A 14,276-nucleotide genomic window follows, 5' to 3' on the forward strand; every position below is an offset into this window, starting at 1 on the left:
ATATATGATTTATCAGGGTGAAAGCATTCGGGTTGAATTTGTCACCGACGGCATTGCCGAATTGCAGTTTGCTGCAGCCGGCTCCGTTAACAAATTCGACCAGAAAACCTTGGAAGAATTCAGTGCAGCCTTGTCGCAACTTGCGACCACCGATGGCCTTCGTGGCGTTATCGTCACCAGCAGCAAACCTACTTTCATTGTAGGCGCCGACATCACCGAATTCCAAACCTTATTCGCAGATCTCGAACAAACGAAAAAATGGGTGCACAAAGCATCACGCGTGTTTGACCAACTTGAAGATTTGCCCGTGCCGACCGTTGCAGCCATCACCGGCTTTGCCCTCGGCGGCGGTTGTGAAGCTACCCTCGCCTGTGACTACCGCGTTGCTGATACCACCGCGACCATCGGTTTGCCAGAAGTGAAGCTTGGACTGATTCCAGGTTTCGGTGGCACCATGCGTCTGCCACGTATCATCGGCCCAGACAACGCATTGGAATGGATTACTACAGGTAAGAACAATTCCGCTGTTGATGCACAAAAAGTTGGCCTCGTAGATGCCGTCGTCGCACCCGAGAAACTGCGCGATGCCGCACTCGAAATGGTCAAGCAAGCCCTCGCTGGCGACCTTGATTGGCAGGCCAAGCGCCAACCTAAGCTAGAAGCACTGAAAGCCAACGACACCGAGCTAACGATGACGCTGGTCACCGCCAAAGGCATGGTCGCAGCCAAAGCAGGTAAACACTATCCGGCACCGCATGCGGCTATTCAAGCCATTGAAAAAGGCGCTCGCCATGCGCGGGAAGAAGCGCTCAATGCCGAAAACGAAGCTTTCGTTGGCCTCACCCAAACCGACGCTTGTCATGCGCAAGTTGGCATCTTTATGGCTGACCAATTGGTCAAAGGCAAAGCGAAAAAAGCCGCTAAGCAAGCCACTAAAGAAATCAAAACCGCAGCGGTCCTTGGCGCTGGCATCATGGGCGGTGGTATCGCCTATCAATCAGCCTACAAGGGCGTGCCGGTGGTCATGAAGGACATCCGCCAAGAAGCACTCGACCAAGGCATGGGCGAAGCGAGCAAAATACTCGGAAAACTGGTCGAGCGCGGCAAAATTGACCATAAGAAAATGGCGAAAATTTTGTCTGCAATTACCCCAACCTTACTCGATGAGGCAGTGAAAAACGTCGATATCGTAGTGGAAGCCGTGGTTGAAAACCCAGACGTTAAGGGCAAGGTGCTTGCGCAAATGGAACAAGTCGTTGCTGACGATGCCATTATCGTTTCAAACACTTCAACCATTTCTATCGATCGCCTCGCGAAAAATTTAAAAGACCCATCACGCTTCTGTGGCATGCACTTCTTTAACCCAGTGCACAAAATGCCGCTGGTTGAAGTGATTCGTGGTGAAAAAACCTCTGATGAAACCGTGGCCGCGGTCGTCGCTTACGCCTCACGCATGGGCAAAACCGCGATTGTTGTCAACGATTGCCCAGGGTTCTTAGTAAATCGCGTCTTATTCCCTTACCTTGCCGGCTTTGCAGGCATGGTCGACGAAGGCGCAGACTTCGCTGCCATCGACAAAGTCATGGAACGCCAGTTCGGCTGGCCGATGGGTCCAGCTTACTTGTCTGACGTCGTCGGCATCGATACCGCCGACCACTGCACCGTCGTTATGGCGGATGGCTTCCCATCGCGCATGCCGCGTGATACCAGTAGCGCCATTGCCAAACTTGCCGCAGCCGAACGTTACGGCCAGAAAAATGACAAAGGCTTCTACAACTACGGCGTCGACAAAAAAGGCCGCCCGAGCAAAGAAAAAGCTCCGGAAGTTTACGACATGCTTGGCATCTCGGGTAAAGAAATCAGCGCTGATGAAATCATCGCGCGCACCATGGTGCCAATGGTGAATGAATGCGTACGTTGCCTAGAAGAAGGCATCGTTAACAGTGCCGCTGAATGTGATATTGCACTCCTGTACGGCCTCGGCTTCCCGCCGTTCCGTGGCGGACCTTTCCGCTACCTAGAAACCGTAGGATTGCAAAACTTCGTCGAACTTGCCGACAAGTACGCACATCTAGGCGAAATGTACCAAGTTACCGACGGTCTGCGTGAAATGGCTAAAGCCGGTAAATCTTACTTCGCAGGCTAACGGAGGATATTATGAAAGACGTAGTAATTGTCGACTGTATTCGCACCCCAATGGGGCGCTCGAAAAATGGCGTGTTCCGTAATGTTCGCGCCGAAGACCTCTCTGCACACCTCATGAAAGGCTTGCTCGAACGTAACCCTCAAGTGGACGTCAACGAACTCGAAGACATCTATTGGGGTTGCGTCCAACAAACCCTCGAACAAGGCTTTAACGTTGCCCGCAACGCCGCTTTAATCGCCGGCATACCGCACCACGTTGCAGCCGTCACCGTGAATCGCTTATGTGGCTCGTCCATGCAAGCATTGCACGACGCCGCCCGCGCCATCATGGCCGGCGACGGCGATATCTTTATCGCCGGTGGCGTCGAGCATATGGGTCACGTCCCCATGACCCACGGCATCGATTTTCACCCAGGCATGAACAAGTCAGTAGCTCGCGCCTCTGGCTCAATGGGCATGACCGCTGAATTGCTCGCACGTAAGTTTGAGATTGACCGTGCCGCCCAAGATGCCTTCGGTGCGCGCTCACATCAACGCGCCCACCAAGCCACGCTTGACGGCCGCTTTGCCAAAGAGATCTTGCCGATCGAGGGCCATGATGCCGATGGTATTTTGCGCCTTATTAAAGATGACGAAGTCATTCGTCCAGAAACCACCGTCGAAGGCCTCGCGCAGTTGCGTCCAGTGTTCGATCCAGCTAACGGCACCGTCACCGCCGGCACCTCGTCAGCATTGTCTGACGGCGCTGCGGCCATGCTCGTCATGTCAGCTGACAAAGCCAAAGCACTTGGCTTAAAGCCACGCGCAAAAATCCGCGCCATGGCAGTTGCAGGTTGCGATCCATCAATTATGGGCTTCGGCCCCGTGCCAGCCACCAAAAAAGCCTTGCAACGTGCCGGCCTCAGCATCGACGACATCGATTTATTCGAGCTCAACGAAGCCTTCGCCGCCCAATCGTTGCCAGTCCTCAAAGGCCTTGGTTTACTCGACAAGATGGACGAAAAAGTCAACTTGAACGGCGGCGCCATCGCCCTCGGTCACCCACTCGGCTGTTCAGGCGCGCGTATCTCGACCACCCTGATCAACCTGATGGAAGACAAAGGCGCTACCCTCGGCCTCGCCACCATGTGTATCGGCCTTGGCCAAGGCATCGCTACCGTGTTCGAGCGCCTCGACTAAGCAGCGCTTTTGAGCTTCACGGTTTTGCCGTAAACTAAACGCCGTTCCCTAACCGGAGCGGCGTTTTTGTTTGGATAGCGGATTTAAAAGGAATAACTGTGGCAGACACTATCACCCAATCCCTCGATACCCTTGGCCTGCGCTGCCCCGAGCCGGTCATGCTGATCCGTGCCGCCATTCGCAAACTCAACGATGGCGACTTACTCGAAGTGCTCGCTGACGATCCAGCTACCACACGCGATATTCCGAGCTTCTGTCGGTTTATGGATCACCAGTTGGTGGTCGCGGAAACGGCTGCGGTGCCCTATCGATATGTGATTCGGAAAGGCGGTTAATCGGGATTCGGAATTCGTACGCTTCGCTGTTCGTGCGCTTCGCTTTTCGGGGGCAGAGGCCGGGTGTGGGGGTTGCAAAAGCGGGTGCGGAATCGCTAGCCGAGTAGCAAGGGTGTCTGCCGCATGGATGCGGCAGCCAAGCCCCCACGGACGGGTTCACGGCGACCCTTGGTACTCGGCTAGCGATTTTGCGCAAAGCCTTCGCAGCAGGAGTTAGATGTATTTTTGCCAGAATTCGGCGATGCCGTTGCCTTCGTCGAGCTGGTAAGGCTTGAAGCCGAATTTGTCGTAGGCGATTTTGGCCGGCTCGTTGCCTTGCAACACTTCCAGCGTTAGTTTTACACAACCGCGGAATTGGGCCAGCGTCTCCACCTCTTGCAATAAGCGCTTCGCAATACCTTTACCGCGGAACTCCTTGATCACCGCAATATCGTGAATATTCATCACTGGCTTTGCCGCAAAGGTCGAAAAACCCTCAACACAGTTCGCCAAACCCACCGGCTGATCATCCACAAATGCGAGCAGCGAAAACACATAGTCGCGCTTCGCCATCTCGTCCACTAAGTTTTCCTTCGTTTCCTCAGGCAATGGCTCGCCACCCCCCATAGGATCGCGTGCGTAGTCATCTAACATAGCGACCACCGCTTGGCGATGCTTCGGATTTTGATAATCAGCTAAAGTAATTTCAACCATGATGCTCTCGTACCGTTAAGGAAAAATCACGCATCTCACGACAAACGTCGTCATAACAATGGCAGCTCACTACATGGTCATTAACCATGCCCACCGCCTGCATAAATGCGTAACAAATAGTCGTGCCAACAAAGCTAAAACCCGCTTTTTTCAGGGCCTTCGCCATAGTATCAGAAACCGCATCGGAAGTCGGTATATCCCCCCCCTGCCGAGCGAAGATCCGCGGCGTTCCATCGCTAAATTGCCAAAGAAACTGGTTAAATTCGATACCTTGCTCGCGCAACCCCAAAAACGCCCGCGCATTCTTAAATATCGACTCAATTTTCAGACGATTGCGAATGATGCCTGCATTTTGCATCAACTCAGCTTTATAACGCTCAGGCAGCTGCACGATTTGCTCCGGATCGAAATCGCAGTACGCCCGCTCATAATTCGCTTGCTTCCGCAAAATTGTGAGCCAACTGAGTCCCGCCTGCTGGCCATCTAAACACAGCTTGGCAAACAACTCCCGACTGTCGGTCACGGGACGTCCCCAGACCTCATCGTGATATTGCACGTATTGCGGGTCAGTCCCACACCAACTGCAACGATTCAGTGAAGCTTGCATTTTTCCATCGGCTCCTACGCCATGCCCTGTCACCAAGGCTGAATAAAGGTTATAATTTACGCCAATTTTCCGTAAAGATCTAAGTACGAGACCAACGCATGGCTAGCTATGATGTAAAAACCTTTCAGGGGCTCATCCTCGCGCTGCAAGATTACTGGGCGCAACAAGGCTGCGCGATTGTGCAGCCGTTGGATATGGAAGTGGGTGCAGGTACCTTCCACCCCATGACCTTTATTCGTGCCGTTGGCCCTGAGCCAGCGAATTTCGCCTATGTACAACCTTGTCGTCGACCTACCGATGGCCGCTACGGTGAGAATCCGAACCGCTTACAACACTACTATCAGTTTCAGGTCATTTTGAAGCCGTCGCCAAAAGACATCCAAGAACTGTACTTAGGCTCGCTACAAATGCTTGGTTTTGATCCGCTCGTACACGACATTCGCTTTGTTGAAGATAACTGGGAATCTCCTACCTTAGGTGCCTGGGGGCTCGGCTGGGAAGTTTGGCTGAACGGTATGGAAGTGACCCAGTTTACTTACTTTCAGCAAGTTGGCGGACTTGAATGCAAACCGGTAGCTGGTGAAATCACCTACGGATTAGAGCGCCTAGCCATGTATATTCAGGGCGTTGATAGCATTTACGATTTGGTCTGGACTGACGGCCCACGCGGTAAAATTCTCTACGGTGACGTGTTCCACCAGAACGAAGTCGAGCAGTCGACCTACAACTTTGAACATGCCGATGTCGACGTGCTCTTCGCGCGCTTTGATGCATGTGAAAAAGAGTGCCAGCATTTGCTTGAGCAGAATTTGCCACTCCCAGCTTACGAGCAAGTCATGCGCGCCTCACACGCCTTTAATTTACTGGATGCGCGCCACGCGATTTCGGTAACTGAACGGCAACGTTATATTTTGCGCGTACGCACCATGGCCAAAGGTTGTGCTGAGGCCTACTACGCAGCGCGAGAAGCGCTTGGATTTCCACTGGCAGAGCAAGGAGCCTAAGTCGTGCAAACAGCTACCCTACTCGTAGAAATTGGTACGGAAGAACTACCACCGAAGGCACTGAAAAGCTTAAGTGAAGCTTTCGGGAGTGCGCTTGAGCAACTGTTGCAAGAGCACAACATCAGCGCCGGTGCAGCACGTTTGTTCGCCAGCCCGCGTCGCCTTGCCGTAGAAATCGCTGACGTTGCAGCGCAACAGGCCGACCAAGTGGTGGAAAAACGCGGACCTTCAGTCGATGTCGCATTTGACGCCGATGGCAATCCGACCAAAGCCGCAGAAGGCTGGGCTCGAGGCAACGGCATTACAGTTGCTGAAGCTGAACGCTTAAAGACGGATAAAGGTGAATGGCTCCTCTACAAAGCTGAAGTAAAAGGTCAACCACTCGCTGAATTGCTGCCTGATTTTGTCGAGAAAGCGTTAGCCAAGTTACCGATTCCTAAGCCAATGCGCTGGGGCGCAAGCAGCGTTCAGTTTATTCGTCCTGTGCACACCATCACTATGCTCCACGGCGATCAGTTGATTCCAGGTACCGTGTTGGGTGTTGCGTCGTCGAATCACTTACTTGGCCACCGTTTCCATTGCCCACAAGGTGCAACGCTAACCAACGCCGACAGCTATGAGAAAACCCTAGAGGAAGCTTGGGTGGTTGCCGATTTCGCCAAGCGCCGTCAGCGTATCGTCGACGGTATCAGCGCCGCAGCAAAAGCCGCCAATGGTACTATTCGCAAGGATGAGGCACTGCTCGATGAAGTGACTGCACTCGTTGAGTGGCCAGTGGCCCTGACCGCAAGCTTCGACAAAGCCTTCTTGAATGTACCGAAAGAGCCGTTAATTGTGACCATGAAGGATGACCAACGCTACTTTCCGTTGGAAGACGCCGACGGCAACCTGTTACCGAAATTTGTCTTCGTCACCAATATCGAAAGCAAAGAACCGGAACAAATCATCAGTGGCAATGAGCGCGTGGTCCGCCCTCGCCTTGCAGATGCGCAGTTCTTCTTCGATACCGACAAAAAGACTCGCCTCGCTGAGCGTGTACCGGCACTCGCAAACGTGCTGTTCCAGAAGCAGTTGGGGAGCATCAAAGATAAGTCAGACCGAATTGCACAAGTCGCTGAAGATATTGCCAAATTACTGGGTAAGGACGGCACCGTTGCCGCCCGTGCGGGTTATCTCTGTAAAGCTGATTTAGTTTCGCAGATGGTCTCAGAATTTCCAGAAACTCAGGGCGTGATGGGGATGCACTATGCGCATAACGACAACGAACCTACCGGCGTTGCCGAGGCCATTTTCGAGCACTACCTGCCACGCTTTAGCGGTGATCAATTACCGCAATCGATTGCTGGCTGTGCGGTTGCGATCGCCGACAAGCTAGATTCGCTAGTGGGTATTTTTGGTATCGGGCAAACCCCCAAAGGCGACCGCGATCCATTTGCTTTACGCCGTGCGGCCATTGGTCTACTGCGAATCATTGTCGAGAAAGATTTGCCGCTCGATTTGGCCGATCTTATCGACTTATCAACGCAAAGCTTCGGCAGCCTGTTGACCAATGACAATGTCGCTGACGAAGTGCTTGAGTTCTTGCTGGGCCGGTATCGACCAATGTACCAAGAGCAAGGTGTCAGTGTTGATGTGATTCAAGCAGTACTCGCCCGTCGCCCAACGCGCCCTGTTGATTTCAACCAGCGTGTGCACGCAGTCGCGGCGTTCCAAAATTTGTCTGAAGCGGAAGCGCTTGCGGCCGCGAACAAACGTGTTGCGAACATTCTGGCGAAAGTTGAAGAAACCATTCCAAGTAAAATCGATAGCGGTTTACTCAATGCTGGCGAAGAAATCAGCTTAGTTAAAGCGCTAGAAGAAGCTGAGCTGCGTTCGACTGCTGCATTAAAGCAGAACGACTACACGGGTGCGTTAAAGGCGCTAGCAGCGTTACAGAAGCCTGTAGATGCGTTCTTTGATAATGTAATGGTCAACGCTGACGATGTCGCGGTACGTGGCAATCGCCAAGCGATTTTGCAACGCCTGCGGAACCTCTTCTTACAGATTGCTGATATATCAGTTTTAAATTGATTAAGTTATTGATTTAAAAATAAAAAGGAGCCTTTCGGCTCCTTTTTTTTGCGTTGCTCTGGACTAGACGTCGAGATTCGCAACTTTCAATGCGTTCGTTTCGATAAAATCACGACGCGGCTCAACTTCATCACCCATCAGGGTGGTGAAGAGCTGGTCCGCTGCAATCGCATCTTCAATGGTTACACGCAACATGCGGCGAGTCTCTGGATCCATCGTGGTTTCCCACAATTGGTCAGGGTTCATTTCACCAAGACCTTTATAGCGCTGAATGTAGACACCGCGCTTCGATTCATTGATCAGCCATTCAACTGCATCGACAAAGTCGTCCACAGGCTTCTCTTTGTCACCACGACGCACATAACCCCCCTCTTCGACGAGACCATTGATCTTCTCACCGATGCTGACCAGTTGGTCATAATCACGAGACATCAAGAACTCATAGTTCAGTGGGTAGTCGGTGTCGATACCGTGCATCCGCACAGTTACAACTGGCAAGTGCATCTTACGTTCTTCATCAAATGCGACACTCAAAGTGTAGGTTGCCGAGTTGATTTCACGTGACGTCAGGTCGCCCTGCAATTGCTCCGCCCATGCTTGCATAGCGGCACCGTCTTTCAAACGCTCGTCGCTCAGGCGCGGAGCATATAACAAACGCTGCAAGAAGGTCTCTGGCATACGACGCGACAAACGGTTCTTAATCGCGTTTTGTACCAATTGGTACTCATTAACCAGAGTTTCTAAATGTGCACCACTGATACCTGGAGCGTCAGCATTGACATGCAAAGACGCGTTTTCAAGCGCCAAGCTGGTCAAGTAGGCAATCAAACCTGGATCATCTTTAATGTAGGTTTCTTGCTTACCCTTTTTCACCTTGTACAGTGGTGGTTGTGCAATGTACATGTAACCGCGCTCAATCAATTCTGGCATCTGACGATAGAAGAAGGTCAACAGCAGCGTACGAATGTGCGAGCCGTCGACGTCAGCATCGGTCATGATAATGATGCGGTGATAGCGCGTTTTGTCAGGGTTGTATTCGTCGCGACCAATGCCACAACCTAATGCGGTGATAAGCGTCGCCACTTCTTGCGATGCTAGCATCTTGTCAAAGCGAGCTTTCTCAACGTTCAGAATCTTACCTTTCAAAGGCAGAATCGCTTGGAACTTGCGGTTCCGGCCCTGTTTCGCAGAACCACCCGCAGAATCACCCTCCACGATGTAGAGTTCTGAAAGCGCTGGGTCTTTCTCTTGGCAATCAGCAAGCTTCCCTGGTAATCCAGCAAGGTCGAGTGCACCTTTACGACGGGTCATATCACGAGCTTTACGTGCAGCTTCACGCGCACGCGCCGCATCAATAATCTTGCCGACAATAATCTTAGCGTCGTTCGGATGCTCAAGTAGGAAGTCGCTAAACTTGTCGTTCATCGACTGCTCTACTGCGGTTTTCACTTCAGAAGAAACAAGCTTTTCTTTGGTCTGCGACGAGAATTTTGGATCCGGTACTTTTACTGAAACAACCGCCACGAGACCTTCTCGCGCGTCGTCGCCGGTTGCCGTCATTTTAAACTTCTTACTCAGCCCCTCTTTGTCCATATAAGAGTTAAGCGTACGCGTAAGAGCTGCGCGGAAGCCAGCTAAGTGAGTACCACCATCGCGCTGTGGAATGTTGTTGGTGTAGCAGTAGATATTCTCTTGGAAGGTGTCGTTCCATTGCATCGAGACTTCTACCGTAATGCCATCTTCACGCTCAGTTGAAAAGTGAAAGACGCCCTGATGAATCGGGGTCTTTTTATCATTCAAATACTGAACGAATGCGGCGATACCACCCTCATATTTAAAATGGTCTTTTCTGTCTGAGCGCTCATCTTGCAAAATAATCGAGACGCCAGAGTTTAAGAACGACAATTCGCGCAGGCGTTTTGCGAGAATGTCGTAGTGGAATTCAATGCCGGTAAAAATCGTCGGGCTTGGCCAGAAGCGAATTTCGGTACCGGTTCTGTCTGTATCACCGATCTGCTTCAGCGGCTCTACCGGATCGCCGAGCTTATAGAATTGCTCGTAGACGTGTCCTTGCCGACGGATGGTCATCTGCAATTTGTCAGATAATGCGTTCACGACCGATACACCTACCCCGTGCAAACCGCCCGAAACTTTGTATGAGTTATCGTCGAATTTACCACCGGCGTGCAATACGGTCATGATGACCTGTGCGGCCGATACGCCCTCTTCAGGGTGTAAATCGACAGGAATGCCACGGCCGTCATCTCTTACCGATACGGAATCGTCGGTATGGATAGTGACGATAATATCCTTACAGTGGCCAGCCAAGGCTTCATCGATCGAGTTATCTACGACCTCGAAAACCATGTGGTGCAAACCTGTGCCGTCATCGGTATCACCGATATACATGCCTGGTCTTTTACGAACGGCATCGAGTCCTTTTAGGACTTTGATACTGGACGAATCGTAATTATTTTCTGCCATAACAAGCTTCTCTATAGTTCCTTGACGGTTCCATGTTCCACGTGGAACATTTTTGTTTCAGCGTTCGTTATTATATCGGGCAACTCGCCCTTATGTATCGCTGAGACGAATATCTGCGACTCGGTTGCTAACAACGCTTCGCAAAATTTTTCCTTACTCTGCACATCCAATTCAGCGGTAATGTCGTCCACGAGATAGATACATTGTACACCCGTTTGGGTGCGTAAGTATTCCCCTTGTACAACCTTTAGCGCTGCCACCAAAAGCTTCATCTGACCCCGGGACAAAACGTTCTTCACGTCCTCACCGTTGGCGGTCATCTTTAACTCGGCTTTATGCGGTCCCACCGTTGAATGACCATAGCGAAAATCGCTGTCTTGGTGCTTTTCAAGAGCCTCTTCAAGTGTGGTACCGGTCTCCCAGCCCTGCTTAAGTTGGATGCTAAATGAGTATTGGGGTAAGAAGTGTGCAAGTCGCTGTTGTACCACAGGCTCAAAATTCTCAATGTAGCGAGCTCTTGCGGCCGCTACATTCTCGCCATAGTCAACAAACTGCTTATCCCAATACGCATTCTCGCTGGAACGCTGCCTACGTTTAAGTAAACTATTGCGCTGTTTGAGTACGTGCATAAAACGCGTCCATTGTTCGATAAACGAATGTTCCACGTGGAACACTCCCCAATCAATGAACTGACGCCGAATACGCGGCCCCCCTAAAATGAGCTCGATGGTCTCAGGCGTCATCAATTGTACCGGCACTAAACGCGCCATCGGACCAAAGGTTCGTGACAACTCACCATCGACACGGATCTTAACTTCACCATCTTGGCTGCGTTGAAATCCGACCGTATGCTTCGATTCGTCTTGTGCAGTAACTTTAGCGAAAACGACAAAATCATTAATGTCGTGTTTGATGAGCTGTTTGTAGTTCCCGGGGCGAAACGACCGCCCTGCTCCCAAACAATAAATTGATTCGAGGAGACTCGTCTTTCCGCTACCATTCGCACCAATAAACAAATTGACGCGACGCTCTGGCGTTATCTTTGCATCTGCAAAATTTCTAAAATTCGTCAGCGCAAGAGCGTCTATATACATACTTAACTATACAACCGGCAACAAACTAAAGACGCATCGGCATCACCACGTACAGTGATGAATCGTCTTCGTTGTCTTCAATGAGTCCACTTGCATCAGGACCCGAAAGTGTAATTTTGACCTTTTCACCCTGTACCGTGTTCAACACGTCGATGAGATAACTTACGTTGAAGCCAATCTCGAGTGCCTCGCCCTGATACTCAACTTCCACGACTTCTTCTGCCGTTTCTTGTTCGGGGTTGTTGGCCGTTAGGCACATCTCACCATTACTCAGCGTGACGCGCACACCACGATATTTTTCATTCGACAAAATCGCAGCACGTGAACACGCTTGCTTTAATACATCGCGCTCAGCAATGACAAATTTGTCACCACCTTGTGGCAATACGCGTCGGTAATCCGGAAAGCGTCCGTCAACTAACTTGCTGGTGAACGACATACCGTTGGTTTCGACACGAATGTGATTCGCACCAATCGCGACTTTGGCTTCGTTGTCAGCATGATCGAGTAGCCGCATCAATTCAAGAATACCTTTACGCGGAACAATCACTTGGCGTCCGGCCAGATTCGGCTGCGGCACTTCAACTGAGCTCATAGCAAGACGATGCCCATCGGTAGCAACCGTACGCAAAATATTCGCGTCAGTTTCAAATAGCATGCCGTTTAGGTAGTAACGCACGTCTTGGTTGGCCATCGAAAAGTGGGTGCGCTCCATCAAATCGCGAAGTACACCTTGCGTGGTCACCAACTGAATGTCGCTATCCCAGTCATCGATATTAGGGAAATCATCGGCCGATAAGGTCGCTAAAGTGAATTTACTACGCCCCGAACGAATGGTCGCTTTCTCGGCGCTAGCACTTACTTCAACTTGCGCGCCTTCCGGCAGACTGCGAACGATATCGACCAGCTTCTTCGCCGGAACCGTTACCTGACCTTCTTCGCCATTCTCAATTGGACAGACAGATACCAACTCGACTTCTAAGTCAGTGCCCGTGAGTCGAATGTGGTCGCTGGCAACTTGAATCAGCACGTTCGACAAAATTGGAATCGTATGGCGGCGTTCCACTGCCCCACTTACGACCTGAAGAGGTTTTAAAAACGCGTCGCGATTGATGATGAATTTCATCCCGTCATTCCCCTTTTCTTTTTATATACAGCACCGGCCTGTAACCAAACGCTTTTAGGCTGACAACGTGCGGATTAAGTTTCGATAGTCTTCTTTTATATCATGCTGCTCGTCTTTAAGTTTTTGTATTTTGCGACAAGCATGTAAAACCGTCGTATGGTCACGGCCACCGAAGGCATCACCAATTTCGGGCAAACTATGGTTCGTTAGCTCTTTTGCTAACGCCATCGCCAACTGACGCGGACGTGTCACCGAACGCGTGCGACGTTTCGACAGCAGGTCCGCAACCTTGATATTGTAATACTCGGCCACGGTTTTCTGAATATTATCTATTGTTACTAGTTTTTCTTGCGCGGCAATCAAATCGCGCAATGCTTCACGAACGAAGTCGATAGTAATTTGTCGACCAGTGAGATTCACATTCGCTGCTAAACGATTCAATGCACCTTCAAGTTCACGAACATTGGAGCGCAGGCGTTTGGCAATAAAAAATGCAACCTCGTGCGGCAAGGTAATACCGCGCTCTTGCGCCTTGCGAATCAAAATCGCTACTCGCGTCTCAAGTTCCGGTGGCTCAATAGCAATGGTGAGTCCCCAACCAAAGCGCGAACGTAAGCGATCCTCTACCCCTTCGATTTCTTTCGGGTAGAGGTCACTGGTCATAATGATTTGCTGATTACCTTCAAGTAAGGCATTGAAAGTATGGAAGAATTCTTCTTGTGAACCCTTCTTATTGGCAAAAAAGTGAATATCGTCAATCAGTAATGCATCGACTGACCGATAGTAGCGCTTAAACTCGTTGATGGAGTTATTCTTGAGCGCGTTCACCATGTCCTGAACAAAACGCTCGGCGCGCATGTAAAACACTTTTGCGCCTTTTTTGTTGGCCATGATGGCGTTGCCCACTGCATGTAGCAAGTGGGTTTTACCTAAACCTGTACCGCCATAGACAAACAAAGGGTTGTAAACCCCACCAGGATTCTCGGCAACCTGCAATGCCGCAGCGCGAGCTAACTGGTTCGATTTACCTTCAACGAAATTATCAAACGTGTATTCGGGATGGATATTACATTCGAATGCTGGCGCGGGGGTATCTTCATCCCAAGGACTTTGCCGACGCGCTGGGCGCTCAACCGCCTGTCGTCGAATTTCTGAACGTGCCGCAGGTCGATCACTACCGTTCTTTGCTTGTTCGAGACCACCCACAACAAATGAGACGTTCGGTGCTTGCGCTCCTTTCTCTTTTGCCGCGTCGGTCAAATAATCGTTAATCACGCTAAGGTATTTGTCTTTGACCCAGTCCACCACATACATATTGGGCGCGTACAACGTAAGCGTGCCATCTTTTTGATCCGCCTGTAATGGCCTGATCCATGTGTTAAAGTGCTGTGTCGACAATTCACCCTGTAGCCGATCAGTACATTGTTGCCAGAGCGATTTGCTCACCCTTCACCCCTGCTTATTCTTATAGCTCGCACGATCCTCATTGGCGCACCCACTTTTGCACCAAAACAACGAGTTTTGTACGGATTATTTTGT

Annotated in this window: 11 protein-coding genes; 5 read left to right on the top strand and 6 right to left on the bottom strand. The window is 50.9% G+C overall.

What is annotated here, in order from left to right; genetic code table 11:
* Nucleotides 1–4 precede the first annotated feature (4 nt).
* The 3 genes from fadB (at nucleotide 5) to tusA (ending at nucleotide 3,659) form a co-directional block, all read left to right on the top strand.
* On the top strand, nucleotides 5–2,146 hold the full coding sequence (gene fadB, locus ACJ8W9_RS09140) for a fatty acid oxidation complex subunit alpha FadB (RefSeq protein WP_411360897.1): 2,142 nt from the start codon (nucleotides 5–7) through the stop codon (nucleotides 2,144–2,146).
* 11 nt (nucleotides 2,147–2,157) lie between these two features.
* Nucleotides 2,158–3,324 (top strand): acetyl-CoA C-acyltransferase FadA, encoded by a 1,167-nt coding sequence (gene fadA, locus ACJ8W9_RS09145; protein WP_034733514.1) that lies wholly within the window; start codon nucleotides 2,158–2,160, stop codon nucleotides 3,322–3,324.
* Nucleotides 3,325–3,422: 98 nt separating this feature from the next.
* A complete protein-coding gene (tusA, locus tag ACJ8W9_RS09150) occupies nucleotides 3,423–3,659 on the top strand; it encodes a sulfurtransferase TusA (RefSeq protein ID WP_411360898.1) in 237 nt (78 codons plus the stop codon).
* A 213-nt stretch (nucleotides 3,660–3,872) separates the two neighbouring features.
* Here tusA and ACJ8W9_RS09155 read toward each other — a convergent pair whose 3' ends face one another.
* Nucleotides 3,873–4,352: a GNAT family N-acetyltransferase gene (locus ACJ8W9_RS09155; RefSeq protein ID WP_411359724.1), complete on the bottom strand. Its 480-nt coding sequence runs from the start codon at nucleotides 4,350–4,352 to the stop codon at nucleotides 3,873–3,875.
* Nucleotides 4,345–4,959, bottom strand: a complete 615-nt coding sequence (locus tag ACJ8W9_RS09160; RefSeq protein WP_411359723.1) for a DNA-3-methyladenine glycosylase I — start codon at nucleotides 4,957–4,959, stop codon at nucleotides 4,345–4,347. Before ACJ8W9_RS09160 ends, ACJ8W9_RS09155 begins: the two co-directional genes overlap by 8 nt.
* A 98-nt stretch (nucleotides 4,960–5,057) precedes the next feature.
* On the opposite strand from ACJ8W9_RS09160, the gene glyQ reads away from it, so the two are divergent.
* Both glyQ and glyS read left to right on the top strand, forming a co-directional pair.
* A complete protein-coding gene (glyQ, locus tag ACJ8W9_RS09165; RefSeq protein ID WP_034733524.1) occupies nucleotides 5,058–5,963 on the top strand; it encodes a glycine--tRNA ligase subunit alpha in 906 nt (301 codons plus the stop codon).
* A gap of 3 nt (nucleotides 5,964–5,966) precedes the next feature.
* On the top strand, nucleotides 5,967–8,033 hold the full coding sequence (glyS, locus tag ACJ8W9_RS09170) for a glycine--tRNA ligase subunit beta (RefSeq protein ID WP_411359722.1): 2,067 nt from the start codon (nucleotides 5,967–5,969) through the stop codon (nucleotides 8,031–8,033).
* A 63-nt stretch (nucleotides 8,034–8,096) separates the two neighbouring features.
* Here glyS and gyrB read toward each other — a convergent pair whose 3' ends face one another.
* From gyrB to dnaA, 4 genes are read right to left on the bottom strand one after another with little or no spacing between them, the layout of a single operon-like run.
* Nucleotides 8,097–10,517: a DNA topoisomerase (ATP-hydrolyzing) subunit B gene (gene gyrB, locus ACJ8W9_RS09175; RefSeq protein WP_411359721.1), complete on the bottom strand. Its 2,421-nt coding sequence runs from the start codon at nucleotides 10,515–10,517 to the stop codon at nucleotides 8,097–8,099.
* An 11-nt stretch (nucleotides 10,518–10,528) separates the two neighbouring features.
* On the bottom strand, nucleotides 10,529–11,611 hold the full coding sequence (gene recF / locus ACJ8W9_RS09180; RefSeq protein ID WP_411359720.1) for a DNA replication/repair protein RecF: 1,083 nt from the start codon (nucleotides 11,609–11,611) through the stop codon (nucleotides 10,529–10,531).
* A gap of 25 nt (nucleotides 11,612–11,636) precedes the next feature.
* Nucleotides 11,637–12,737 carry a DNA polymerase III subunit beta gene (gene dnaN, locus ACJ8W9_RS09185; protein ID WP_411359719.1) on the bottom strand — a complete coding sequence of 367 codons (1,101 nt, stop codon included), beginning with the start codon at nucleotides 12,735–12,737 and terminating at the stop codon, nucleotides 11,637–11,639.
* A 54-nt stretch (nucleotides 12,738–12,791) separates the two neighbouring features.
* Entirely contained in the window at nucleotides 12,792–14,183 is a 1,392-nt protein-coding gene (dnaA, locus tag ACJ8W9_RS09190) for a chromosomal replication initiator protein DnaA (RefSeq protein WP_411359718.1), read from the bottom strand.
* Between the last annotated feature and the right edge of the window lie 93 nt (nucleotides 14,184–14,276).

The sequence above is a fragment of the Pseudidiomarina salilacus genome (assembly GCF_047323925.1).
Lineage (GTDB): Bacteria > Pseudomonadota > Gammaproteobacteria > Enterobacterales > Alteromonadaceae > Pseudidiomarina > Pseudidiomarina salilacus.